Raw genomic sequence first — 23826 nt, 5'->3', positions numbered from 1 at the left:
CCGCCGCTCCGGTCAGTCTGCGTCGAGCAGGTCCTCCAGCAACGCCCCCGCGAGCCGCCGGAAGGTGCGCCGCGGCCGCGTCCGGTCGAGCACCGCGACCTCGAGCTGCGCCGCGGGGATCGTCCGAGCCTCGCTGGCCTCGTCCGCCGGTGAGCCGAGCGTCCGCACGGCGAGCGCGAGCACCTCCGGCAGGGTGAGCCCGGCGCGCCACTCCTGCGCGAGCAGACCGCCGAGCCGCTCGGCCTGGCCACCCATCACGACGTAGCCGTGCTCGTCGGTCACCGAGCCGTCGTACGCGAGCCGGTAGATCTGGTCACCGGCCGCCGCCCGCCCCACCTCGGCCACGACGATCTCGACCTCGAGCGGCTTGGACTCGGTGGTGAACGACGTGCCGAGGGTCTGCGCGTAGGCGTTGGCCAGCCCGCGCGCGGTGACGTCCTCACGGTCGTAGGAGTAGCCGCGCAGGTCGGCGTAGCGCACGCCGGCCACGCGGAGGTTCTCGAACTCGTTGTACTTGCCGACGGCCGCGAAGCCGATCCGGTCGTAGATCTCGGAGATCTTGTGCAGCGCGCGCGACGCGTTCTCGGTGGCGAACGCGATCCCGTCGTCGTACTGCAGGACCACGACGGACCGACCGCGGGCGATGCCCTTGCGCGCGTAGTCCGCCCGGTCCTTCATCAGCTGCTCGGGCGAGACGTAGAACGGCATGCTCATCGCGCACCCCCCCGACCCTCGTGCGAGCGCCGGCGTTCCTGCTCGACCGTCTCCGCGACCGCGGCGAGGTCGGCGTCGCTGACCCGCAGGTACCCGGACTCCGTGACGGTCGCGACGACCGGCCAGATGCCCCTCGTGTGGTCGGGTCCGCCCGTGGCGGAGTCGTCGTCGGCGGCGTCGACCAGGGCCTCGACGGCCACCCGGACCGCACCGACGGCGTCCAGACCAGGGCGCCACAGCTTCTTGAGCGAGCCGCGCGCGAACACCGAGCCGGAGCCCACCGCGTGGTGGTCGTGCTCCTCGTAGCGGCCGCCCGTGACGTCGTAGGAGAAGATCCGGCCGAGCCGACGGTCCAGGTCGAACCCGCCGAACAGCGGCACGACGGCCAGACCCTGCATCGCCATGCCGAGGTTGCCGCGGATCATCGTGGCGAGCCGGTTGGCCTTGCCGTCGAGCGACAGCAGGCTGCCCTCGATCTTCTCGTAGTGCTCGAGCTCCAGCTGGAACAGCCGGACCAGCTCCACGGCGAGCCCCGCGGTGCCGGCGATGCCGACGGCCGAGTACTCGTCGGCCGGGAAGACCTTCTCGATCTCCCGGCTCGCGATCATGGAGCCCATGGTCGCCCGGCGGTCGCCCGCCATGACGATCCCGCCGTCGAAGGCGAGCGCCAGGATCGTGGTGCCGTGCGGCGCGTGCACCTCGCCGACGGGGCGGTTACCCGGCAGCAGCTGCGGGGCGTGGCCGGACAGGAACTCCACGAACGACGACGAGCCGGGGGTCGTGAACGCGTGCGGCAGCCGCCCGGAAGCGGACGTGTCGTGTGAGCTCATCGGCGGTCACTGACCACCCTTCTGCACGAACCCGCGCACGAACTGCTCGGCGTTGGACTCCAGGACGTCGTCGATCTCGTCGAGCAGCGCGTCCACCTCCGCGTCCCGCGACTGCGCGGCGGGCGCTGCCGGGGTGGGCGTGTCCGGGCCGTCGTCCGGCTCCGCGTCCTCGCGGCGCGGGCGTACGTGTTCCTGACCAGCCATGGTGACCTCCCGGGTGCCAGACGACGTGCTGAGGCCCACCCTAGGCCCATCTTCCGACGCTCCCGGTCCCGACGCCCACGGTGCGGACGAGCGGCCGGGCGAACTTGGGAGACCGCCGCTAGGCGCCCAGCGCGTCGAGCAGGGCCGTGGCATCGGGGCTGCGGTCCAGCAGCGCGCCCACGTGCGCCTGCGTCCCCCGCAGCGGGTCGCGCATCGGCACGCGCTGGAGCGTCGCGGCGCCGGGAACGTCGAACACGACGGAGTCCCAGCTCGCCGCCGAGATCTCGCTGCCATAGCGGGCCACAGCCTCGCCCCGGAAGTACGCCCGGGTGTCCGTCGGTGGGTGCAGGACGGCGTCCGCCACCTGCTCGCCGGTCACCAGCAGCTCGACGGCGCCGGCCTGGACCAGCCGGTGGTAGAGGCCCCGCTCGGGCCGGACGTCGGACCACTGGAGGTCCATCGCCGCCAGTCGCGGGTGGTCCCAGGCCAGCTGGTCACGTCGCCGCATCCCCTCCAGCAGCCGGAGCTTGGCCAGCCACTCGACCTCGCGCGCGCACGACGCCGGGTCGGTCTCGAGCCGGTCGAGCAGCGACTCCCATCGCGCCAGCACGTCCTCGGTCTGCGCGTCGGTCGGGTCGCCGACGTGCGCCAGCGCCGTGAGCACCGCCGCGAGGTACTCGCGCTGCACCTCGAGCGCGGTCAACCGGCGACCGTCTGCCAGCTCGAGCCGCGCGGTGAGCGTCACGTCGTGGCTGACCACGTGGACGGCGTGCACCGGGTCGCGCAGGGCCAGCCGGTCGACCGCAGCGAGCGCTCCCCCGGCGCCGCCCTCGGCCACCGCCCGCTCGATGAGCCACAGTACGAGCGACGTGGTGCCCAGCCGCAGGTACGTGGCCGCCTCCAGCATGGTCGCGTCGCCGATGATCACGTGCAGCCGACGCCACCGGTCCGGGTCCGCGTGGGGCTCGTCGCGCGTGTTGATGATCGGGCGGCGCAGGGTGGTCTCCAGGCCGATCTCGGCCTCCATGTAGTCGGCGCGCTGCGACAGCTGGAACCCGGGCTCCTCGCCGCGCTGCCCCACTCCGACCCGGCCCGCCCCCGTGAACACCTGGCGGGTGACGAAGAACGGGATCAGCCGAGCCGCGAGGTCGTTGAACGGCACCGCCCGGTCGACGAGGTAGTTCTCGTGCATGCCGTAGGTGGCGCCCTTGCCGTCCACGTTGTTCTTGTACAGGGCGACGTCGGGCAGCGCCGCGGTCGACGCGAGCGCGCGGACCGACGCGAGCATGACGCGCTCGCCGGCGCGGTCCCACAGCACGGCGTCGAGCGGGTTGGTGACCTCCGGCGACGAGTACTCCGGGTGCGCGTGGTCGACGTAGAGGCGTGCGCCGTTGGTGAGGATGACGTTGGCGGCGCCGGGGTCCTCGTACTCCTCGGTGGTCGCCCGGGGCAGCGCCTGCGGCCCGTCCGGAGACCGTCCGTCACCCGACGGCGCCGGCGTCTCCGGGTCGTCCGTGAGCAGCGACGGGTGGGCCGACGCCCGCTGGAGGTGGAACCCGCGGGCGTCGTGCAGCGGGTCCTCGTCGTCGTAGTCCCAGCGTGCCTTGGTGCGCGCACCCTCGCGGGCGGCTGCGTGCACCGCGACCACGTGGCTGGACAGGAGCATCGGGTTGGCCAGCGGACGTCCGGGCTGGAGGATCCCGTACTCGGTCTCGATCCCCATCACGCGGCGCACGGTCACCCGTCCACCCTAGGGTGCTGTGACAGTGCGGCCGTGCCCGTGTCCGTCCGTCAGAGGTACTGCCCGGTGCTCGTGACGTTCTCGATGGTGCGCGAGCCCTCCGCGCCCTTCTTGCCCTGCACGATCGTCCGGATGAAGACGATGCGCTCGCCCTTCTTGCCGGAGATGCGCGCCCAGTCGTCCGGGTTGGTGGTGTTCGGCAGGTCCTCGTTCTCACGGAACTCGTCGACGCACGCGGTGAGCAGGTGCTCGACGCGGATCCCGCGCTGACCGTTCTGGAGGAAGTCCTTGATCGCCGACTTCTTGGCGCGGTCGACGACGTTCTGGATCATCGCGCCGGAGTTGAAGTCCTTGAAGTACAGGACCTCCTTGTCGCCGCTGGCGTAGGTGACCTCGAGGAACCGGTTCTCGTCGCTCTCCGTGTACATCCGCTCGACGACCCGGGTGATCATCGCCTCCACGGCCGCGGAGGCGGACCCGCCGTGCTCGGCGATGTCGTCCGGGTGGATGGGCAGCGTCGGCACCAGGTACTTGCCGAAGATCTCGCGCGCACCCTCGGCGTCGGGCCGCTCGATCTTGATCTTCACGTCCAGGCGGCCGGGCCGCAGGATCGCCGGGTCGATCATGTCCTCGCGGTTGGAGGCGCCGATGACGATGACGTTCTCGAGCCGCTCGACGCCATCGATCTCGCTGAGCAGCTGCGGCACGATCGTCGTCTCGACGTCGCTGGAGACGCCCGTGCCGCGGGTGCGGAACAGCGACTCCATCTCGTCGAAGAACACGACGACCGGGTGCCCCTGGGACGCCTTCTCGCGGGCGCGGGCGAAGATCAGCCGGATGTGGCGCTCGGTCTCGCCGACGTACTTGTTGAGCAGCTCGGGGCCCTTGACGTTGAGGAAGAAGCTCTTCGTGTCCGCGGTGGACTCCCCGCGCGCCGCCGCCGCCGTGGCAGCCAGCGAGTGCGCGACCGCCTTGGCGATGAGCGTCTTGCCGCATCCGGGCGGCCCGTACAGCAGGACCCCCTTGGGTGGCTTCAGGCCGTGCTCCAGGAACAGCTCGGGGTGCAGGAACGGCAGCTCGACGGCGTCGCGGATGGCCTCGATCTGCGGTCCGAGCCCGCCGATGTCCTCGTAGTCGATGTCCGGCACCTCTTCGAGCACCAGCTCCTCGACCTCGGCGCGCGGGATGATCTCGAAGACGAAGCCGCTGCGCGAGTCGATGGTCAGGGCATCGCCGATCCGCACGTGCGCGTCCTTGACCTGCCCGGCGAAGCGCACGACGCGCTCCTCGTCGCCGCGGCCGACCACCAGCGCACGGTCCGTGCCCAGCAGCTCCTTGACCGTGACGAGCTCGCCGACCTCTTCGTAGCCGCCGGCCTCGACGACGGTCAGGGCCTCGTTGAGCATGACCTCCTGGCCGGGCCGCAGGCGCGAGATGTCCAGCGACGGGCTGGCGCCGACGTGCATCTTGCGGCCGGACGACACGATGTCCACCGTGCCGTCGGCGCGTGAGCCGAGGAACGTGGCGTAGGTGCCGGGAGGCTTGGCCAGGTCGTCCACCTGGCGCTTGAGGTCGATGATCTGCTCGCGGGCGGCCACCAGCGCATCGCTGAGCCGCTCGTTCTTGGCCGAGAGCAGGGTGAGCTCTCGGTGCAGGTCCCGTCCAGGGGCTGCCGGATCGGTCATCTCGTCGGCCTCCGTTCCGCGTGGTGCGTGGTCGTGACTCCGTCCACCGTGCACTGCGCTGTGCCTGCTGGTCCGACGACCCTAACCACCAGTGTCAACCGTCGGTGCGCGACGCGCGCGAGCGGCTCAGATGGTGGCTATGGTCGGCCCGAGCCTGCGCTCCGCTGCGGGCGGGTGCCGCTCCGCGACCCCCACCCTCCGCTGCGCTCCCGCTCAGGCCTCGGTGGGAGGTGCCTGGCCCACGTCGCGGCGGGCGCGGCGCAGCTTCTTGTCCGAGACCAGCCGCTCCCCCATCGCCTCGGGCGACCAGAGCTCGGAGTCGTCGACCGCGGGCGCGCCGTCGGGTGCCACCGGGTAGGCGCCCTTGGCGGGACGACGTCGGCGCTGCGGTGCGTCGACACCGTCGGCGAGCCGGCGCGTGGTGAGCAGAAAGCCGGTGTGCCCGATCATCCGGTGCTGCGGACGCACGGCGAGCCCCTCCAGGTGCCAGCCGCGCACCATCGACTCCCAGGCCTCGGGCTCGGTGTAGCGCCCGTCGGTGCGGATGTCCTCCGCCAGCCGCGACAGCTGCGTGGTCGTCGCGACGTAGGAGATGAAGACGCCGCCGGGCGCGAGGGCCTGGGCCACCGCGTCGAGGTTCTCCCAGGGGGCGAGCATGTCGAGCACCACGCGGTCCACGCTGCCGGGGGCGGCCACGGTCGGCAGGACGTCGGACAGGTCCCCGACCGACAGCTCCCACGCGGGGTGCGGGCCGCCGAAGAAGCCCTCGACGTTGCCACGCGCGATCGCCGCGAAGTCCTCACGTCGCTCGATCGAGTGCAGCGAGCCCGCGTCGCCGACCGCCCGCAGGAGCGACATGGTCAGCGCACCGGAGCCGACGCCCGCCTCGATCACCCGGGCGCCCGGGTAGATGTCCGCCATCGCGACGATCTGCCCGGAGTCCTTGGGGTAGACGACCGCGGCACCGCGCGGCATGGACAGGACGTAGTCGGCGAGCAGCGGGCGCACGGCGAGGTACTCGATGCCGGCGGTGTTGCGGACCACCGAGCCCTCGGGCGCACCGAGCAGCAGGTCGTGGCTGAGGTAGCCGCGGTGCGTGTGGAACGACGCGCCCTCGGCGAGGGTGATCGTGTGCAGCCGCCCGCGCGGGTCGGTGAGCTGCACGCGGTCGCCCGCACGGAGGAGGCCGCGACGCTGCGCGGCCCCGGTGGACGTCTTCTCGGGGTTCACGGTGCCCGAGTCTAGGAGCGGATGGCGGCGACGACGTCCATCGCGCGGATCAGCCCGACCACCCGGCCGTCCACGACGGCGACGACCACGGGCGAGTGCTCGGTGGCACGGCCGACGGCAGCCACCAGCGCCTGCCCGGTGAGGAGCCCGTCGACGACCGCCCCGCCGGGCAGCGGGACGGCGACGGCCGTCACCGGCGTGGTGCCGGCCGCATCCGGCGGCACCGACGCGGCCGCGGCGCGGTCGACATAGGCCGTGGGTCGTCCGTCGGGCGACAGGATCACGACCTCCTCGGCACCGGCCGACGCGGCGAGCGCTCCCGCGTGCGCGATCGACTCGGTGTGCCCGACCCCGATCGCCCGGCGGCCCACCGAGGTGACCGTGACCTGCCCGACCGCCTTCTGCGTGCGACCACCCCGGACGGCGGCCGATGCCCCCGACCAGAGGAAGGCGCCGATCAGCGCGCCCCAGACCACGTCGGAGAGCTCCGGCTGCCGGTTCAGCGCCAGCGGCAGCAGGAGCGCCCAGGCGAACACGAGGACCGCGACGACCCGTCCGACCCAGCCCGCGGCCACCGTCCCGGTGTGCCGGTTCTTGGTCGCGCCCCAGACGGCCGCCTCGAGCAGGTACCCGCCGTCGAGCGGCAGGCCCGGCACGAGGTTGAACAGCCCGACGAACGCGTTGGTCAGGCACCCGGACCAGATGAGCAGACCCACCAGGCTCCGCTCGTCCACGCCCTGCGCGATCGCCAGGAACCCCCCGGCCAGCACCAGGTTGGCGACCGGCCCGACGACCGCGATCAGCGCGCTGCTGCCGGGCGTCGGCGTCGCGCCACCGAACGCGGTGTGCCCGCCCCAGAGGGTGAGCACGAACTCTCGCGGCTGCTGCCCGCGGGCGCGCGCCATGAGCCCGTGCGCCAGCTCGTGGACGAGGACGGAGGCGAACAGCAGGACGACGAAGACCAGTGCGACGACGTAGACGAGCCCGCCGAGGTTCTCCGAACGGGCACGGACGATCGGGGCGAAGATGAGGGTCAGGACCACTGCGGCGATCAGCCAGCTCGGGGCCAGGATGATCGGGGCGCCGACGGCACGACCGATCACCCAGCCGGAGGATCGTCGTGCGGGGGGTCGAGGGGCGCTCACCGCTCAAGAGTAGGTGGGTCGGTGGACGGTCGTGTCGGCGGTCCCGCCTACGCTCGGGGGGTGACGGTGCAGCATCTCGACCAGGACTCCCCCGACGTCTCCCCCGACCTCGGCGCGACGGTCGACGACGCGGTGGAGACGGCGATCGAGGTCGCCGTCGAGGAAGCCGTCGCGGACACCGTCGAGGTGCGTCCGCCGTCGCGTCCGGGGCTGTCCCCCTCGCGCGCCAACGACTTCCTGCAGTGCCCGCAGCTGTTCCGGTTCCGCGTGATCGACCGGCTCCCCGAGCCACCCAGCTCGGCCGCGGCCCGCGGGACGCTCGTGCACGCCGTGCTCGAGCACCTCTTCGACCTGCCCGCCACGGAGCGCACCCTCGCGGCCGCGCACGGGCTGCTCCCCGACCAGTGGGCCACCCTGCTGGAGCGGTCCCCGCAGATCGGCGAGCTGTTCGCGGAGCCGGCCGACCTCGCCGAGTGGCTGACCAGCGCCGAGGCACTGCTGTCCACCTACTTCACGCTCGAGGACCCGACGCGCATCGAGCCGCGCGAGCGCGAGCTGCTGGTGTCGACCGACCTCGACGAGGGCGGCCCCCTGCTGCGCGGCATCATCGACCGGGTCGACGTCGCGCCCAACGGGTGGGTGCGGGTGGTCGACTACAAGACCGGCCGGTCGCCGCGGGCCGGGTTCGAGAGCTCGGCCCTGTTCCAGATGCGCTTCTACGCCTACGTCATCTGGCGCACCCGCGGCGTGCTCCCCAAGCGCCTCCAGCTGGAGTACCTGGGAGACGGCGTCATCCTCACGCACGAGCCGACCGAGATCGAGATGGCGACGCTCGAGGCGCGGGTGCGGTCCATCTGGGCGGGGATCGAGGACGCGGCGCGGACGGGCGACTGGCGGCCGCGCACCTCGAAGCTGTGCGACTGGTGCTCGTTCAAGGCGCTCTGCCCCGCGTTCGGCGGCACGCCTCCCGAGATCCCGGCCGGTGCGGTCGAGCGGTCGATCGGCGTCGTCCCCGCGGCGTGAGCGCTCGTCAGCCGGCGCGGCGCAGGTCCAGCACCTCGCCGGCCGCGAGGCGCGCGAACGCCGCGAGCGTCAGGTCCGCCAGCGACACGATGCGGCTGAGCCCCGCGCGCGGCGGGACGGGCTGAAGCACCTCGATGCCCACCGCGCGCGCCCCGGACGCGACCGCGGAGGCGATCCCCGCGCTCGAGTCCTCGACGGCGACGCAGTCGGCGATGTCCGCGCCGAGCAGCCGCGCGGCCGTCAGGTACGGCTCGGGGTCGGGCTTCGGCCGGGACACCTCGTCCCCGCTCACCACCACGTCGAACATCCCCACCGCCGCGGCGAACGGCTCGGCAAGCATCCGGAACGACGACGTCACCAAGGCCATCGGCACGCCCGCGTCGTGCAGGTCGGCGAGCACCTGCTGGGCGCCCGGCTGCCAGGGGATCCCGGCCGCGACCCCGGCGGCCACCCGCTGGTTGAGGAAGTCGACGATCGCGTCGAGCGACAGGTCCACCCCGCGCTCCTGCAGGCGCTCCGCGGAGACGAGCATCGGGTTGCCCACGAGCGTCAGGCCGTCCTGGTGCGTCCAGCGGCCGCCGTACGCCTCGACGAGCTCGGTCTCGGCGGCGATCCACAGGGGCTCGGTGTCGATCAGCGTCCCGTCCATGTCCCACAGGACGGCGGACGGCAGGACGAGGTCGGTGGAAGTGCGGGGCATCGGTCCATCGTACGAGCGCTCCTGGTGACCTCCCGACGCGCGCGGGCTCGGCCGTCCGGGGCGGTCCGTCGGGATCGCTCTAGGCTGGGCCGATGAGCGAGACCCCCCCGGCCGACCTCCCCGTCGGCGAGACCGTGCTGCTCGCGGCGTTCGAAGGCTGGAACGACGCCGGGTCCGCCGCGACCCAGGCGCTGGAGCACCTGCACGAGGTCTGGGGCGCGGAGCAGGTCGACGAGCTGGACCCCGAGGAGTACCACGACTTCCAGGTCAACCGGCCGGTGGTGGGGCCGGGTCCGGACGGCCGGCGTGAGATCACCTGGCCGACCACCGCGGTGGCCGTGGCGACGGCCCCGGTCAGCGGGCGGCGGGTGGTGCTGGTGCACGGCATCGAGCCGTCCATGCGCTGGCGCCGGTACTGCACCGAGCTGCTGGACATCGCCGCCGGCCTCGGCGTCGACACCGTGGTCACGGTCGGCGCCCTGCTGGCCGACGTCCCGCACACGCGTCCCATCCCCGTGAACGCCACCAGCGAGGACGCGGGCGTCCGGGACGTCTTCGGGCTGGAGCCCAACACGTACGAGGGGCCGACGGGCATCGTCGGCGTGCTCCAGCACGAGGCCGCCGCGCGCGGCCTGCGGTCCATGTCCCTGTGGGCCGCCGTCCCGCACTACGTCGCGCACCCGCCGTCCCCCAAGGCGACGCTCGCGATCCTGCACCGTCTGGAGCAGCTGCTCGGCGAGCCGGTCCCCCTGGGCGAGCTGCCGGACGACTCGGCCGCCTGGCAGCACGGCGTGGACGAGCTGGCCGCGGAGGACGCCGAGATCGGCGAGTACGTGCACCAGCTCGAAGAGGCCAAGGACACTGCCGACCTGCCGGAGGCGAGCGGCGAGGCGATCGCGCAGGAGTTCGAGCGCTACCTGCGCCGCCGCGACAAGGGCACCGGCGGCTAGCTAGAGGCGGACGCCCAGCAGGGCGTCCAGCGTGCGGCTGATCACGCCCGGCGCGCCCTCCACCGGCACCTCGGTGCCGGCGAGCGAGCGGTGCGACCAGGCGTCGATCAGGGCCAGCGCCGCCGGCGTGTCCAGGTCGTCGGCGAGTGCTGCGCGGACGCCCGCGAGGGTGCTGTCCGCGTCGGGTCCGCCGTTGCCCGACACCGCCCGGCGCCAGAACTCGATCCGTTCCTGCGCCGAGCGCAGGGACTCGTCCGTCCAGTCCCAGTCGTCGCGGTAGCGGTGCGCCAGGATCGCTGCGCGGACCGCCATGGGGTCCACGCCCTCCTCGCGCAGGCGGGAGACCAGCACCAGGTTGCCGCGCGACTTGCTCATCTTGTGGCCGTCGAGGCCGACCATCCCGGTGTGCAGGTGGACGCGGGCGCCGTGCCCGGCGTCGAGCAGCCGGGCGTGCGAGGTGCTCATCTCGTGGTGCGGGAACTGGAGGTCGGAGCCGCCGCCCTCGACGTCGAACGGCAGCCCGAGGGCGTCGCGGGCGATGACCGCGCACTCGATGTGCCAGCCGGGCCGACCGCGACCGAGCGAGCCGCCGTCCCAGGCGGGCTCCCCGGCTCGCTCGCGGCGCCAGAGCAGGGGGTCGAGCGGCGCACGCTTGCCGGGCCGGTCGGGGTCGCCGCCGCGCTCGTGCGACAGGGCGCGCATGGTGTCGTCGTCGAGGCCCGCGACCGCGCCGAAGTCGATGTCGGCCGTGAGGTCCGCGTAGACGTCGCCGAGGCCGTCGTCGACCAGCGCGTCGGGGGTGGGGACGCGGTAGGCGGCGCCCGCGGCGAGCAGCACCTCGACGGCCTCGACGACCGCCGGGATCGCCTCGACCACGCCGGAGTAGACGTCCGGCGGGATGACGGCCAGCGCGGTCATGTCCTCGGCGTAGAGCGCGGTCTGCTCGGCGGCGAGGTCCCGCCAGTCGACGCCGGTGGCCGCCGCGCGCTCGAGCAGCGGGTCGTCGACGTCGGTGACGTTGGACGCGTACCGCACGCGGTGGCCGGCGTCCCGCCACGCGCGGCCGAGCACGTCGAACGCGACGTACGTGGCGGCGTGGCCGAGGTGGGTGGCGTCGTACGGGGTGATGCCGCAGACGTACAGCGTCGCGTCCTGGCCCGCCGCGGCGACCACCAGCCGGTCGGTCGAGGAGTCGCGCACCTGCACGGCCAGGCCTCGTCCGGGGAGCTGCGGGATGTACGGGGTGGGCCAGGTGAGCACGGCGGAAGCCTAACCGCGTCCCAAGGTCCACAATGCCCAGGTGACGCACGAGACCTCCACCGACGACCTCCGAGAACGTGTCTGCGTGAAGACGTCGGAGGGCTGGACGCTGCGTGCTCCGGGCGAGCCCTCGAAGGGACCGCGCTGGGTGATCGTCGAGTCGATGGCCGACCTGGCCGAGGCGTCGCGCCGGCACGGCATCGGCGAGCACGCCATCGCGTTGCTGCTGCACAAGGGGCCGGGCGCGCACCCGTCCGCCGCGGACCACCCGTTGCGCGCCCGGCTCGACCGGTCTCCCGACGGCGAGTTCGTCCTCACCGCGCCCACCCTCTCGTTCGTGGAGGCGACGAACGACGTCAACACCGGTGCGCTGACCTGCGTCGTCGGCAAGGACGTCGTGATCATGTGCGAGCTGGGCGACGCCGACGTGGTCGGGCACGCGATCGAGAAGCTCACCGGCGGCTACCCGGTGCCCGACGAGGGCGTGCACCAGGTTCTCGCGGCCGTGGTGCTCTCCCTGGTCGCGGAGGCCTCCGACGTGGAGATCGCGCTAGGTGACGCGGTGGCGGACGTCGAGCGGCTGGTGTTCTCGTCGGCCCGGCACCACAACCCGCTCGAGAAGATCTACGACCTCAAGCGCGAGATCGCCGAGGCGCGCCGGGCGCTCGGCCCGGTCACGTCGGTGCTGCCCGAGCTCATCGCCGAGGCCGAGGAGTCGCGCGAGCGGCGGCACTCGCAGCCGTGGCTGGACCGGGCGGTGGCGTGGGTCGACCGTCTCGACAAGCACCTCGACGGTTACGACGACCTGCTGGGCGACATGCTCTCCGTGCACCTGTCGCAGGTGTCGGTGCGGCAGAACGAGGACGTCCGGAAGATCTCGTCCTGGGCGGCCATCGCCGCGGCCCCGACGCTGGTGGCCAGCATCTACGGGATGAACTTCCACCACATGCCGGAGCTGTCCTGGAGGCTCGGGTACCCGCTGGCGATCGTCGTGATGGGCGGCGTCTGCTTCACGCTCTACCGGCTGTTCCGCCGGTCCGGCTGGCTCTGAGGCGCTACGTGGTGACGGGCGCGCTGTTGGCGTCGAGCACGCCGGTGAGCAGCAGGATCACGACGAGCGCCGCCAGGCCGAGCCGGTAGTACACGAACGGCCGGTAGCTGAAGGTCGACACGATCTTCAGGAACACGATGATGACGAGGTAGCCGACGACGAACGCGACGAGCGTCGCGACGAGGGTCGCCCCGAAGCCGGGCGTGCCGCCCTTGCCGAAGTCGTCCACGCTCTTGGCCAGCTGGAACAGCCCGGACCCGAACACCGCGGGGATGGCCAGCAGGAACGAGTACCGGGCGGCCGCCTCGCGGGTGTAGCCCATGAGCAGCCCACCCGTGATGGTGCCGCCGGAGCGCGACACCCCAGGGATGAGCGCGAGCGCCTGCCAGAACCCGAACTGCACCGCGTGCCGCCCGGTCAGCTCCGAGAGGTGCCGCTGCTTGGCACCTCGCCCGTCCGCCCAGCCGAGCACCAGGGCGAAGCCGGCGAGCGTGAGGGCGATGAGCCACAGGTTGCGGAACGTCTGCTCGATCGCGTCCTGGAACAGCAGCCCCAGGATGACGATCGGGAGCGAGCCGAGGGCGATGAACCACGCCATCAGCGCGTCGTGGTCGGCCGCCTGGCCCGTCGGCATCCCGGCGCGCGAGCGCCAGTCGGTGCCGTGGTCGCCGCGGACCGCCCGCCACCAGGCCGAGGCGATCCGGGCGATGTCGTGCCGGAAGTACAGGATCACCGCGGTCTCGGTGCCGAGCTGCGTGATCGCGGTGAACGCCGCGCCAGGATCGGACCCCAGGAGGTCGCCGACGATGCGCAGGTGCGCGCTCGACGAGATCGGGAGGAACTCGGTCAACCCCTGCACGAGCCCCAGAAGGATCGCTTCACCCAGTCCCATGGCCTCCGTCACGAGCGGAACGATAGCCGGGGTGCGTTGCCGCAGATGACACACGCGCGCCGATTAGTGTTGCGCCTCATGGAACAGCGCCACCTGGGCCGCACCGGTCTGCGGGTCTCCCGGCTCGGGCTCGGCACGATGACGTGGAGCCGCGACACCGACGCGCACGACGCCACCGAGCAGCTGCGGGACTTCACCGACGCCGGCGGCACGCTCATCGACACCTCGGCGTCCTACGCCGACGGCGGCGCGGAGGAGCTGCTCGGGGAGCTGCTCGACGACGTGGTCCCCCGCGACGAGGTGGTGCTCTGCACGAAGGCGGGAATCCGGCGGACCAGCAACGGCGGGGTGGTCGACGCGTCGCGTGGCGGGCTGCTCGCGTCGCTCGACGGCTCCCTGCGGCGCCTGCGGACCGACCACGTGGACCTCTGGCTGGTGCAGACGCCCGACCCGCGCACCCCGCTCGACGAGACGGTGTCGGCCCTGCGCCTCGCCGTGACCAGTGGTCGTGCCCGCTACGTGGGGCTCTCCAACCACGCGGGGTGGCAGGTGGCCCGCGCGGCGAGCCTGCTCGAGGGCGAGGTCGGGCTCACCGCCGTCGAGGCCGAGTACTCGCTGCTCCAGCGCGGGATCGAGCGCGAGGTGGTCCCCGCGGCCGTCGCGCTCGGGGTCGGCGTGCTCGCGTGGTCGCCGCTGGGGCGCGGCGTCCTGACCGGCAAGTACCGCCGCACCATCCCGGCGGACTCGCGGGCGGCGTCGCCGCACCTCGCGGGCTTCGTCGAGCCGTACCTCGCGCGCGCGTCGGCGACGATCGTCGAGGCCGTGGCCACCGCGGCCGAAGGGCTCGAGCGGACCCCGCTGGAGGTCGCGCTCGCGTGGGTCCAGGCGCGGGGAGTGGCCTCGGCGATCGTGGGTGCGCGGACGGCGACGCAGCTGCGGGGGTCGCTGGCGGCGCAGGACCTGGAGCTGCCGGACGAGCTCCGTCGGGCGCTCGACGAGATCAGCGCCCCGACGCTCGGCTACCCCGAGCGGTTCTAGCGGGTGGCCTCGTCGGCGAGGTCGTCGACATCGGCGTCGTCGTAGTCCTCGTCGTCGTCGTCCTCGTCGTGGTCGTCGTCGTCCTCCTCGGCGAGGTAGAACGGCGTGGCCTCGCCGTGGACGGTGCCGAGGGCGTCGTCGTACACCTCGAACGCGTCGGCCAGGATGTCGTAGGCGTCGTCGACCGCAGGGTCGTCCTCGCCGTGCGGGGCGGCGACGGCGGTGTAGTGGGCCTCGAGGGCTGCGATCAGGCGGTCCAGCGCGGCACGCGGGTCGACGGTCATGCGATGACCGTAGCCTTACGCGAGGCACAATGGCAGCGCGTAAGGTTCTTCGGCATTGCGTCGTCAGAGCATCGGGCGCAGCATCGTGACGTAGGCGCGGACCGCGCGGGACGGGGTGGTCGATGGCTTCCAGTCAGACAGGGACGAAGCGGCCCGACTGGGTCGCGCAAGGCGGTCAGTACGAGTACCGCGTGCTCCGGATCCCGGCGACGACCTCCCGGAACGACGCTCGCAAGATGCTGACCGAGCACGCGGAGCTGGGTCGGTGGGAGCTGTCGCGGACGCTCCTGTTCGCCGGCGGCGAGCGCAAGGTCTGGTTGCGGCGCAAGGTCATCCGCGTGCGCAGCACCCTGGCGGAGACCTCGGGCTAGAGCTCGTCGAGGGGCACGTCCTGCCGGGCCAGCCGGTCGGGCGCGATCCGGCGGCCGACGAGCGCCCGCAGCTGGTCGTTGACGTCCCAGACGTTGACGTTCATCGCGGCTCGGACGTGTCCGTCGCGCAGCCAGAACACGATGAGCTCCCGAGCGTCGAGCTCCCCGCGGACCACGACGCGGTCGTCCGAGTCGGCATACCCGACGTACTCCATGCCCAGGTCGTACTGGTCGGTGTAGAAGTACGGCTGCCAGTCGTAGGCGGCGTCCTGCCCGAGGATCGAGCGCGCCGCGAGGGTGCCCTGACGGATCGCGTTGTCCCAGTGCTCCACACGCAGGGCGTGCCCGAGGGCGGTGTTGTGCGCGTGCGCGACGTCCCCCGCCGCGAGGACCACCGGATCAGCGGTGCGTAGGTGCTCGTCGACGGTGACGCCCGCTGAGGCGTCCGCCGCGAGGCCGGCCCGCACGGCCAGGCCGACGTTCGGTGCGGCGCCCACCCCGACGAGGACCACGTCCGCGGGGACGAGCTCGCCGCCCGCCCGCACCCCGGTGACCCGCCCGTCGGAGCCTTCGAACCCCTCCACCCCGACTCCCGTGCGCACGTCGACCCCGTGGTCCCGGTGCAGCGTGGCGAAGAGCTCCCCCAGCTGCGGGCCCAGCACCCGCACCAACGGCTGCGCGGCGTACTCGAGGACCGTGACGTGCAGACCGGCGGTGCGCGCAGCCGCCGCGACCTCCAGCCCGATCCACCCACCGCCGACGACCACCAGGCGCGACCGCACGGCCAGCTCGTCGCGCAGGACGTCGCTGTCGGCCAGCCGACGCAGCGTGTGCACGCCGTCCAGCGCCGCACCCGGGACGTCGAGGGTGCGCGGGCTCGACCCGGTGGCCAGCACCAGGTGGTCGTAGCCGAGCACGGAGCCGTCCGCGAGGGCCGCGGTGCGTGCCGCCCGGTCGATCGCGGTCGCGACCGTGCCGAACCGGGTGGTCACGTCGTTGTCGGCGTACCAGCCGGGCTCGTGCACGAACACGTCCTCGCGTGGGGTCGCCCCCTGGAGGTATCCCTTGGACAGCGGTGGCCGTTCGTACGGCCGGTCGATCTCCTCCCCGACGAGGGTCACCGGGCGGTCGTACCCCTGCGCGCGCAGTGTCGCGACGACGTGTGCCGCGGCCAGTCCTGCTCCGACGACGACGGTTCCTGCCATGGCGACCTCCTAGGTGCGGACCGCGGCGAGGAACTCGGCGCGGCTGGACGGCGAGTCGCGCAGGACGCCAGACAGCGCCGACGTCGTCGTCGTGGCCCCTCCCGCGCGAACACCCCGCAGGGTCATGCACAGCTGCTCGGCCTCGATGACGACGCCCACGCCCTGGGGTGCCAGCTGCGCGTCGATCCAGTCCGCCACCTGTCGGGTGAGGCGCTCCTGCACCTGAGGGCGACGGGCGAACATCTCGACCACCCTGGCGAACTTGGAGAGCCCGAGGATCCGGCCTGCCGGCAGGTACCCCACGTGGGCGACGCCGACGAAGGGCAGGAGGTGGTGCTCGCACACCGACTGGACCGGGATCGAGCGGACGACCACCAGCTCGTCGTAGTGCTCGTCGTTGGGGAACGTCGTCATCTGGAACGGACGAGGCGTGAGCATCGCGGCGTACGCCTCGGCCATCCGGCGCGGGCTCTGCTCGGTCCCGGGGCTGTCGCACGGGACGCCGAGCGCCTCGAGGAATGCCCGCGCCGCCTCGGTCGCGACGTCGGTGCGGGTCGGGGCGAGAGTCACCGCGGGGCCTCATTTCTATCGGACGCTTCTCTGTACGTTAGAAACCTCCGCCGGTACTGTCAAGGACATGGACGAACCGACCGGCGGGACGTTGGCCGCCGACGCGGAGAGCGTCGGCGCGCTCGCCGACCCCGTGCGGCTCGCGCTCTACAGGTTCGTGTGCGCCCAGTCGGAGCCCGTCAGCCGCGACCAGGCGGCCGAGGGCGTCGGGATCCCGCGGCACCGGGCCCGGTTCCACCTCGACCGGCTCGCCTCCGACGGCCTGCTCCAGACCAGCCACGCGCGGCTCACCGGACGATCCGGACCGGGCGCGGGCCGACCGGCCACGCTCTACCGCCGGGCCGCGCGCGAGATCTCGATCTCGCTCCCCGACCGCGAGTACGGGCTCGCCGCACGCCTCCTGGGCGACGCGGTCGTGGAGTCGGCGCGCTCGGGCGCGCCCGTGATCGACGCGGTGAACGGGGCGTTCGCGGCGTACGGCGACGCGGCGGGACGGGCGGCCGGCGACCCGGAGGCGGACGGGGACGTGCTCGGCACGGCAGTGCGGGTGCTGGCCTCGCACGGCTACGAGCCCCGCCGGACCGAGGATCACGTCGACCTGCACAACTGCCCGTTCCACGCGCTCGCGCAGGTGCACACCGAGCTCGTCTGCGGGGCAAACCGCTGCCTCGTCGGCGCGCTGGCCGACAGGATCGCGCCGGACCAGCTCGACGTCCGGCTCGAGCCGCAGCCCGACCGCTGCTGCGTCGTGCTCGACGCGCGTCGCTAGGAGCTCAGCAGGTCCGTAGGAGCCGGTCGAGCACGCGCGTACCGAACCGCAGGGCGTCGGTGGGCACGCGCTCGTCGACACCGTGGAACATGCCGGCGAAGTCGAGGTCCGCAGGCAGGCGCAGCGGCGCGAAGCCGTACCCCTTGATGCCCAGCCGAGACAGCGACTTGTTGTCCGTGCCGCCCGACAGCGTGTACGGGAGCACGGTCGCGTCGGGATCCTCGGCCAGCAGCGACTCGACCATGCGGTCCACCAGGTCGCCGCTGAACGGCACCTCCAGCGCGGTGTCGTGGTGTAGCCGCTCGATCCGCACGTGCTCACCGGCCAGCTCCGCGACGGTCCGGACGAACTCGTCCTCCAGACCCGGCAGGTAGCGGCCGTCGACGGTCGCCTCCGCGGAGCCCGGGATCACGTTGGCCTTGTAGCCAGCGGTGAGCTGGGTGGGGTTGGTGGTATGCCGCAGCGTCGCGCCGACGAACTTCGACGCGGGACCCAGCGCGGCGACGAGCCGGTCGACGGCGGCGGGGTCCTCCGGGTCGAACGGCAGGCCGGTCAGGCGCGCGACGCCCTCGAGCAGCGCGCGGACGGTCGGCGTGAGCTGGAGCGGCCAGGGATGGCGGCCGAGCCGGGCGACGGCCTCGGCCAGGTGCGTCACCGCGTTGTCGGCGTTGACCTGGCTGCCGTGGCCCGCACGGCCGTCCGCCACGAGGCGCAGCCACGACAGGCCCTTCTCGGCGGTCTGGAGCAGGTAGGCGCGATGTCCGTCGACGTCGACCGAGAAGCCGCCGACCTCGCTGATCGCCTCCGTCGCGCCCTCGAACAGCTCCGGTCGGTGGTCGACCGCCCAGCGGGCACCCAGGCTGCCCCCGGCCTCCTCGTCCGCGAACATGGCGACGACGACGTCCCGCGCGGGCTTGCGACCCTCCCGGGCCATCTGCCGGACGACGGACAGGATCATCGCGTCCATGTCCTTCATGTCGACGGCGCCTCGGCCCCAGACCAGGCCGTCGGTCTCCTCCGCACCGAACGGGTCGACGGACCAGTCCTCGGCCCGCGCGGGCACCACGTCGAGGTGGCCGTGCAGGACGAGCGCCGGACGACTCCGGTCCGCGCCCTCCAGCCGGACGACCACGTTGGCACGGCCCGTCGTGCTCTCGAACAGCTCCGGGTCGAGGCCCACCTCGGTGAGCAGCCCCATGACGTGCTCGGCGGCGGCGCGCTCCCCCGGCCCCGAGTCGTCGCCGTAGTTCGACGTGTCGATGCGGATGAGGTCGCGGCAGATCTGCACGACCTCGTCCTGCGCGGTCACGGTGGCGGGCGTGCCGGAGGCCGGGTGGGTGACGGGCATGCCGTCCACCGTACCGGCCCCCGGACGACGGCTGTGGTCCGCGACTGCTCAGTGCGCGGCGGCCCCGAGCAGGCCGCGGCGGGCCAGCAGGGGGTCGATGAGCGGGTCCCGCCCGCGCAGGTCGCGGAACGCCTGCATCGGGTCGAGGGAACCGCCGCGCGAGAGCAGCCGGGCGCGGAACACGTCGCCGTTGGCGCGGTCGAGGCCGCCGTTCTCCCGGAACCACTCGACCGTGTCGGCGTCGAGCACCTCCGACCAGATGTACGAGTAGTACCCGGCCGAGTAGCCGCCGCCGAACGCGTGGTTGAAGTACGTGGTGCGGTAGCGGGGCGGCACGGGGACGTAGTCCACACCGGCGCGCTGGAGCGCGGCCGCCTCGAACGCCTCGACGTCGTCGACGTCCGTCGGCACCTCGTCGGGCGTGAGCCGGTACCAGGCCTGGTCCAGCAGCGCCGCGGCCAGGTACTCCGTCGTGGCGAACCCCTCACCGTCCTGCCGGGCGGCCAGCAGCGTGTCCACCCACTCGGTCGGCATGGGCTCACCGGTCTCGTGGTGCAGCGCGAAGGACCGGACGATCGACGCCTCCCACGCCCACATCTCGTTGACCTGGGACGGGTACTCGACGAAGTCCCTGGGGACCTCCGTGCCGGACTGCGACGGCCAGTGCACCGCGGAGAACAGGCCGTGCAGCGCGTGCCCGAACTCGTGGAACAGCGTGATCACCTCGTCCCAGGCCAGCAGCGTGGGCTCGCCCGGCGGGGGCTTCGGGATGTTCAGGTTGTTGACCACCACCGGCCGCTCGTCCAGCAGCGTCGACTGGTCCACGAGGGTGTTCATCCAGGCGCCGCCGCGCTTCGACTCGCGCGTCCAGTAGTCGCCCAGGAACAGGCCGAGCCCGCTGCCGTCCGCGTCGAACACCTCGAAGACGCGGACGTCCGGGTGGTAGCCGACCAGGTCGTGGCGCTCCGCGAACGTGAGGCCGTACAGCTCGGTCGCGGCGCGGAACACCCCGTCGGCCAGCACGCGCTCGAGCTCGAGGTACGGGCGCAGGATCGAGTCGTCGAGCGAGCGCCGCTCCTTCTTGACCTGCTCGGCGTAGAACTGCCAGTCCCACGGCTCGAGGCGGGCGTCGGGGTGGTCGCGCACGAGGGCCTCGGCCAGGTCCGCACCCTCGGCGCGCGCGTTGGCGACAGCCACCGGGGCCAGCCGCTCGAGGATGTCGGCGACCGCTTCAGCGCTCTTCGCGGTGGCGTCGGCGGCGACGTACTCCGCGTGGTGCGCGTACCCCAGCAGCCGGGCGCGCTCGGCCCGCGTGCGCGCCAGGCCCAGCAGCGTCGGTCGCGTGTCGTGCGGGCCGGAGGCACCGCGGCCGGCGGAGGCGCGGAACACCCGCTCGCGCACGGCGCGGTCGCGGAGCACCGCCAGGGGCGCCTGCTGCGTGGGCAGGGCCAGCTCGAGGAACCAGCCGTCCTCGTGGCCCCGGTCGCGTGCCGCCTTCGCGGCGGCCGCGCGGGCGTCCTCGGACAGGCCGTCGAGCTCGTCCTCGACCGTGACCAGCACCCCCGCCGCGTTGGTCGCCGCCAGCAGGTCGCGGCCGAACGCGGTCTCCAGGCTCATGATCTCGGCGTTGAGCGCGCGCAGCCGGTCCTGGGAGGCGTCGTCGAGCTGCACGCCCGCCCGGACGAACTGGGTGTGCGTGCGGTGCAGCAACCACGCGGTGTCGGGCTCCAGCTCCAGCTCGCCGGAGTCCGCATCGGCACGGAGGGCCGAGATCCGGGCGAACAGGCGGGAGTCGAGGTAAATCGCGTCGTGGTGGGCAGCGAACAGCGGCGCGATCTCCTCCTCGACGGCATCGAGGCCGGGTGTCGAGTCCGCGCTCGACTGGTTGTAGAAGCTCACGACCGCCCGGTGCAGCAGCCGGCCGGACCGCTCGAGCGCCTCGAGCGTGTTCTCGACGGTCGGGTGCGCCGGATCCGTCGCGATCGCCTCGATCTCCGCGCGCTGCCGGGCCATGCCGGCGAGCAGAGCGGGACGGTAGTGCTCCTCGCGGATCTGCGCGTGGTCGGGGAGGCCGTACGGAAGGGTGGACGGCGCGCCGAAGGGGTTGTCGGCGGCGAGGTCGGTCGGCTGCATGGCGGACATCATTCCCGACGGTCGCGCCCCGCGCCCGTCGCGTCAGGCGACGGCACCTGTCCGGGCCTCGTGCGTGGCGTACCCGTGCGCCCGGCCCACCGCGGCGTTGTACAGCTGGCCGCCGTGCGTGGTCAGACCGGCGCCGAGGGCCGGGTCGGCGGCGAGGGCTGCCGTCCAGCCGAGGTCCGCGAGCGCGCTCAGGTACGGCAACGTCACGTTGGTCAGCGCCCTGGTCGAGGTCACGGGGACCGCACCGGGCATGTTCGCGACGCAGTAGAAGACCGAGCCGTGCACGGGGTAGGTGGGCTCGTCGTGGGTGGTGGGCTTGGTGTCCTCGAAGCAGCCCCCCTGGTCCACCGCGACGTCCACGAGCACGGAGCCGGGACGCATGCGGGACACCAGCTCGTTGGTGACCAGGTGGGGTGCGCGTGCGCCCGGCACCAGCACGGCTCCGATCACCAGGTCGGCGTCCAGCAGCTCGCGCTCGATCGCGTACGCGCTGGAGGCCACGGTGCGCACGCGCCCGCCGAAGGCGGAGTCCGTGTCCCGCAGCCGCGGCATGGACACGTCCAGCACGGCGACGTCGGCGCGCATGCCCACGGCGATCTCGGCGGCGTGCCGACCCACGACTCCTCCGCCGAGCACCACCACCTTGGCCGCGTCCACGCCGGGGACCCCGCCGAGCAGCACCCCGGAGCCGCCCTCGTTCTTCATCAGGTGGTACGCCCCCACCTGCGTCGACAGTCGGCCGGCCACCTCGCTCATGGGCGCCAGCAACGGCAGCGTCCCGTCGGGCAGCTGCACGGTCTCGTAGGCGATCGACGTGGTGCCCGCGGCGAGCAGCGCGTCGGTCGCCGGACGGTCCGCCGCGAGGTGCAGGTAGGTGAACAGGAGCAGGTCCTCGCGCAGGTACCCGTACTCGGACGCCACCGGCTCCTTGACCTTGCAGACGAGGTCGGCGCTCCCCCACACCTCGGCGGCGTCGGCGACCACCTGGGCTCCGGCGGCGGCGAACTGCTCGTCCGTGATGGCCGAGCCGGCACCCGCACCGGCCTGGACCAGCACCTGGTGCCCGGAGCCGACCAGCTGGTGCACACCCGCGGGCGTCACCGCCACGCGGTACTCGTGGTTCTTGACCTCGCTGGGGATGCCGACCTGCATGGTGGTCTCCGTCCGGGCTGAGCTTCGGCAGTTGCCCTGATTCTGAACTTCCTGTGTTGCGATCGGATGACGGCGATTCAAGATTCGCTAGATTCACCCCATGTCCGCCGCCGATTCACCACAGCGCCCCCTTGCCGGTTCCCACCGAAGCGCGTTCGGCTCGATCGCTCTCGACGACGTCGACCGCCGGCTCCTCAGCGAGCTGGAGCGGGACGGACGGATCTCGAACAAGGAGCTCGCCGCCCTGGCCGGCATCGCCCCGTCCACCTGCCACGCGCGGGTGCGGGCGCTGCGCGAGTCGGGCGTGCTGCGCGGCTTCCACGCCCAGGTGGACCCGGAGGCGGTCGGCCGCGGGCTCCAGGCGATGATCGCGGTGCGCCTGCAGCCGTCCGCGCGTGCACGCCTGGCCGAGGTCGCGCACCGCTTGGCGCAGCGGCCCGAGGTGCGGGACGTGTACCTGCTGGCCGGCGTCGACGACGTGCTCGTGCACGTGGCGGTGCGGGACTCCCCCGAGCTGCGGGCGTTCGTTCTCGAGCACCTGAGCACCCGCCCGGAGGTGGCCCACACGCAGACGAGCCTGGTGTTCGAGCACGTTCACGCGCCAGGCACCGCGTCGCTCTGATCAGGCGAGCAGCCGTCCCCAGACGTCCGCCTGCCCGAGGATCAGTCGCGCGCCCGGCTCGTCGTGCAGCTCGTCCCAGACCCACAGGGCCGACTCGGTGCACCGCGCGAACCCCCATGCGGTCACCCGGTCGGGGTCGAGGTCGAGAGCCCCGGCGAGCAGCCCGACCCGCTCGCGCAGCACGTCGGCGGGGTCGGGGTGCTCGAACGGGTCGTCGACCTGCTCGAGCAGCGGCCACAGGTCGTACGCCGGGTCGCCGCGCATCGGCTTCGGGTCGATGGCCACCCACCGGCCGTCGCCCGCCGCCAGGACGTTGCCGGGGTTGAGGTCGCCGTGCACCAGCACGTCCGCCCGGCCGGGGAGGGTGCGCAGGAGGTCCGCCGCGACCCGGACGTCGACCCCGTGCCGCGATCCGCGCTCCTGGAGCAGGTCCGCCCAGCCCGCGCACACGTCGCGCATGGCGGGCACCACGACCCGGACACGCGCGGACCACAGGATCCGCGCCACCTCCGCCGCGATCGTCAGGCGCTCCCGGGCGGTACCCGGCGCCGCAGTCAGCGGGGTGCCCGGGGCGACCCTGTCCAGCAGCAGGGCCCAGTCGTCCGCGTCGGAGCCGAGCAGCTCGGGGACGCCGTGCCCGTGCCACGCGCGCAGCGCAGCAGCCTCGTGCCGCGCCTCGTCGTGCGGGAACGAGATCTTGACGACGACGGCGCGCCCGTCCGGGAGCGAACCCGGCGCACACCATGACGCGGCGCCGCTGGTGAACGGGTCGGCCAGCGCGACGTCCCACCGCCGGGCGGCACGATCGACGAGCGCCGGCAGCCGGCCGATCCACTCCCGGCCGGCGGGGGTGCGACCGGGGCCGTCCCGCAGGATCGGGGGGACCACGAGACCGGCCAC

The 23826-nt window shown here is 73.1% G+C and carries 24 protein-coding genes; 7 read left to right on the top strand and 17 right to left on the bottom strand.

Annotated features, from left to right (window positions below; genetic code table 11):
* Positions 1 to 12: 12 nt before the first annotated feature.
* The 7 genes from prcA to ACO06A_RS17645 all read right to left on the bottom strand — a co-directional run bounded on the left by prcA (position 13) and on the right by ACO06A_RS17645 (position 7549).
* Entirely contained in the window at positions 13 to 714 is a 702-nt protein-coding gene (gene prcA, locus ACO06A_RS17675; RefSeq protein WP_421733498.1) for a proteasome subunit alpha, read from the bottom strand.
* Positions 711 to 1544 carry a proteasome subunit beta gene (gene prcB, locus ACO06A_RS17670; protein ID WP_421733497.1) on the bottom strand — a complete coding sequence of 278 codons (834 nt, stop codon included), beginning with the start codon at positions 1542 to 1544 and terminating at the stop codon, positions 711 to 713. The genes prcA and prcB overlap by 4 nt, the downstream gene beginning before the upstream one ends.
* A 6-nt stretch (positions 1545 to 1550) precedes the next feature.
* Positions 1551 to 1748 (bottom strand): ubiquitin-like protein Pup, encoded by a 198-nt coding sequence (locus ACO06A_RS17665; RefSeq protein ID WP_175349696.1) that lies wholly within the window; start codon positions 1746 to 1748, stop codon positions 1551 to 1553.
* Positions 1749 to 1866: 118 nt separating this feature from the next.
* Entirely contained in the window at positions 1867 to 3489 is a 1623-nt protein-coding gene (dop, locus tag ACO06A_RS17660) for a depupylase/deamidase Dop (RefSeq protein ID WP_421733496.1), read from the bottom strand.
* A 50-nt stretch (positions 3490 to 3539) separates the two neighbouring features.
* Positions 3540 to 5174, bottom strand: coding sequence for a proteasome ATPase (gene arc / locus ACO06A_RS17655; protein WP_175349697.1), 1635 nt, complete (start codon positions 5172 to 5174; stop codon positions 3540 to 3542).
* A 213-nt stretch (positions 5175 to 5387) separates the two neighbouring features.
* The gene (locus ACO06A_RS17650; RefSeq protein ID WP_421733495.1) at positions 5388 to 6404 is read right to left on the bottom strand and encodes a tRNA (adenine-N1)-methyltransferase; all 1017 of its coding nucleotides are present in this window, start codon (positions 6402 to 6404) and stop codon (positions 5388 to 5390) included.
* Positions 6405 to 6415: 11 nt separating this feature from the next.
* A complete protein-coding gene (locus tag ACO06A_RS17645; RefSeq protein WP_421733494.1) occupies positions 6416 to 7549 on the bottom strand; it encodes a site-2 protease family protein in 1134 nt (377 codons plus the stop codon).
* A 144-nt stretch (positions 7550 to 7693) separates the two neighbouring features.
* Here ACO06A_RS17645 and ACO06A_RS17640 point away from each other — a divergent pair, with 144 nt between their 5' ends.
* Positions 7694 to 8572, top strand: coding sequence for a RecB family exonuclease (locus tag ACO06A_RS17640; RefSeq protein ID WP_421736092.1), 879 nt, complete (start codon positions 7694 to 7696; stop codon positions 8570 to 8572).
* 7 nt (positions 8573 to 8579) lie between these two features.
* On the opposite strand, the gene ACO06A_RS17635 is transcribed toward ACO06A_RS17640, so the two are convergent.
* Positions 8580 to 9272, bottom strand: coding sequence for an HAD family hydrolase (locus tag ACO06A_RS17635; RefSeq protein WP_421733493.1), 693 nt, complete (start codon positions 9270 to 9272; stop codon positions 8580 to 8582).
* Between the two features lie 92 nt (positions 9273 to 9364).
* On the opposite strand from ACO06A_RS17635, the gene ACO06A_RS17630 reads away from it, so the two are divergent.
* A complete protein-coding gene (locus ACO06A_RS17630) occupies positions 9365 to 10222 on the top strand; it encodes a PAC2 family protein (protein WP_175349701.1) in 858 nt (285 codons plus the stop codon).
* Here ACO06A_RS17630 and mshC read toward each other — a convergent pair whose 3' ends face one another.
* Positions 10223 to 11482 carry a cysteine--1-D-myo-inosityl 2-amino-2-deoxy-alpha-D-glucopyranoside ligase gene (gene mshC, locus ACO06A_RS17625; protein ID WP_421733492.1) on the bottom strand — a complete coding sequence of 420 codons (1260 nt, stop codon included), beginning with the start codon at positions 11480 to 11482 and terminating at the stop codon, positions 10223 to 10225.
* Between the two features lie 40 nt (positions 11483 to 11522).
* Between mshC and ACO06A_RS17620 the strand changes: the two genes are divergently transcribed.
* On the top strand, positions 11523 to 12533 hold the full coding sequence (locus ACO06A_RS17620) for a CorA family divalent cation transporter (RefSeq protein ID WP_421733491.1): 1011 nt from the start codon (positions 11523 to 11525) through the stop codon (positions 12531 to 12533).
* A 4-nt stretch (positions 12534 to 12537) separates the two neighbouring features.
* On the opposite strand, the gene ACO06A_RS17615 is transcribed toward ACO06A_RS17620, so the two are convergent.
* A complete protein-coding gene (locus ACO06A_RS17615) occupies positions 12538 to 13425 on the bottom strand; it encodes an undecaprenyl-diphosphate phosphatase (protein ID WP_421736091.1) in 888 nt (295 codons plus the stop codon).
* 78 nt (positions 13426 to 13503) lie between these two features.
* On the opposite strand from ACO06A_RS17615, the gene ACO06A_RS17610 reads away from it, so the two are divergent.
* Positions 13504 to 14463 carry an aldo/keto reductase gene (locus tag ACO06A_RS17610; protein WP_421733490.1) on the top strand — a complete coding sequence of 320 codons (960 nt, stop codon included), beginning with the start codon at positions 13504 to 13506 and terminating at the stop codon, positions 14461 to 14463.
* Here ACO06A_RS17610 and ACO06A_RS17605 read toward each other — a convergent pair.
* Positions 14460 to 14747 (bottom strand): primosomal protein, encoded by a 288-nt coding sequence (locus tag ACO06A_RS17605; protein WP_421733489.1) that lies wholly within the window; start codon positions 14745 to 14747, stop codon positions 14460 to 14462. The two genes, ACO06A_RS17610 and ACO06A_RS17605, sit on opposite strands and share 4 nt — an antisense overlap.
* Before the next feature lie 122 nt (positions 14748 to 14869).
* On the opposite strand from ACO06A_RS17605, the gene ACO06A_RS17600 reads away from it, so the two are divergent.
* Complete coding sequence (locus ACO06A_RS17600) at positions 14870 to 15118, top strand: DUF5703 family protein (RefSeq protein WP_421733488.1); 249 nt, start codon at positions 14870 to 14872, stop codon at positions 15116 to 15118.
* On the opposite strand, the gene ACO06A_RS17595 is transcribed toward ACO06A_RS17600, so the two are convergent.
* A complete protein-coding gene (locus ACO06A_RS17595; RefSeq protein WP_421733487.1) occupies positions 15115 to 16323 on the bottom strand; it encodes an NAD(P)/FAD-dependent oxidoreductase in 1209 nt (402 codons plus the stop codon). The two genes, ACO06A_RS17600 and ACO06A_RS17595, sit on opposite strands and share 4 nt — an antisense overlap.
* Before the next feature lie 9 nt (positions 16324 to 16332).
* Entirely contained in the window at positions 16333 to 16893 is a 561-nt protein-coding gene (gene folE, locus ACO06A_RS17590; protein WP_421733486.1) for a GTP cyclohydrolase I FolE, read from the bottom strand.
* Between the two features lie 67 nt (positions 16894 to 16960).
* Here folE and ACO06A_RS17585 point away from each other — a divergent pair, with 67 nt between their 5' ends.
* On the top strand, positions 16961 to 17662 hold the full coding sequence (locus tag ACO06A_RS17585; RefSeq protein WP_421733485.1) for a helix-turn-helix transcriptional regulator: 702 nt from the start codon (positions 16961 to 16963) through the stop codon (positions 17660 to 17662).
* Between the two features lie 4 nt (positions 17663 to 17666).
* Here ACO06A_RS17585 and ACO06A_RS17580 read toward each other — a convergent pair whose 3' ends face one another.
* The 3 genes from ACO06A_RS17580 to ald are packed head-to-tail and all read right to left on the bottom strand — an operon-like array spanning position 17667 to position 22304.
* On the bottom strand, positions 17667 to 19010 hold the full coding sequence (locus tag ACO06A_RS17580) for a M20/M25/M40 family metallo-hydrolase (protein ID WP_421733483.1): 1344 nt from the start codon (positions 19008 to 19010) through the stop codon (positions 17667 to 17669).
* Positions 19011 to 19058: 48 nt separating this feature from the next.
* Positions 19059 to 21143 carry a M3 family metallopeptidase gene (locus ACO06A_RS17575; RefSeq protein ID WP_421733482.1) on the bottom strand — a complete coding sequence of 695 codons (2085 nt, stop codon included), beginning with the start codon at positions 21141 to 21143 and terminating at the stop codon, positions 19059 to 19061.
* 42 nt (positions 21144 to 21185) lie between these two features.
* Positions 21186 to 22304 (bottom strand): alanine dehydrogenase, encoded by a 1119-nt coding sequence (gene ald, locus ACO06A_RS17570; RefSeq protein WP_421733481.1) that lies wholly within the window; start codon positions 22302 to 22304, stop codon positions 21186 to 21188.
* Between the two features lie 100 nt (positions 22305 to 22404).
* On the opposite strand from ald, the gene ACO06A_RS17565 reads away from it, so the two are divergent.
* Complete coding sequence (locus ACO06A_RS17565) at positions 22405 to 22926, top strand: Lrp/AsnC family transcriptional regulator (protein ID WP_421733480.1); 522 nt, start codon at positions 22405 to 22407, stop codon at positions 22924 to 22926.
* Here the strand turns inward: ACO06A_RS17565 and ACO06A_RS17560 are convergent, their stop codons facing one another.
* Positions 22927 to 23826 carry an aminoglycoside phosphotransferase family protein gene (locus ACO06A_RS17560; RefSeq protein WP_421733479.1) on the bottom strand — a complete coding sequence of 300 codons (900 nt, stop codon included), beginning with the start codon at positions 23824 to 23826 and terminating at the stop codon, positions 22927 to 22929. It abuts the gene before it with no gap.

This window comes from Cellulomonas sp. (genome assembly GCF_965229465.1).
GTDB lineage: Bacteria > Actinomycetota > Actinomycetes > Actinomycetales > Cellulomonadaceae > Cellulomonas.
This window is presented reverse-complemented; position numbering and strand designations above follow the sequence as displayed.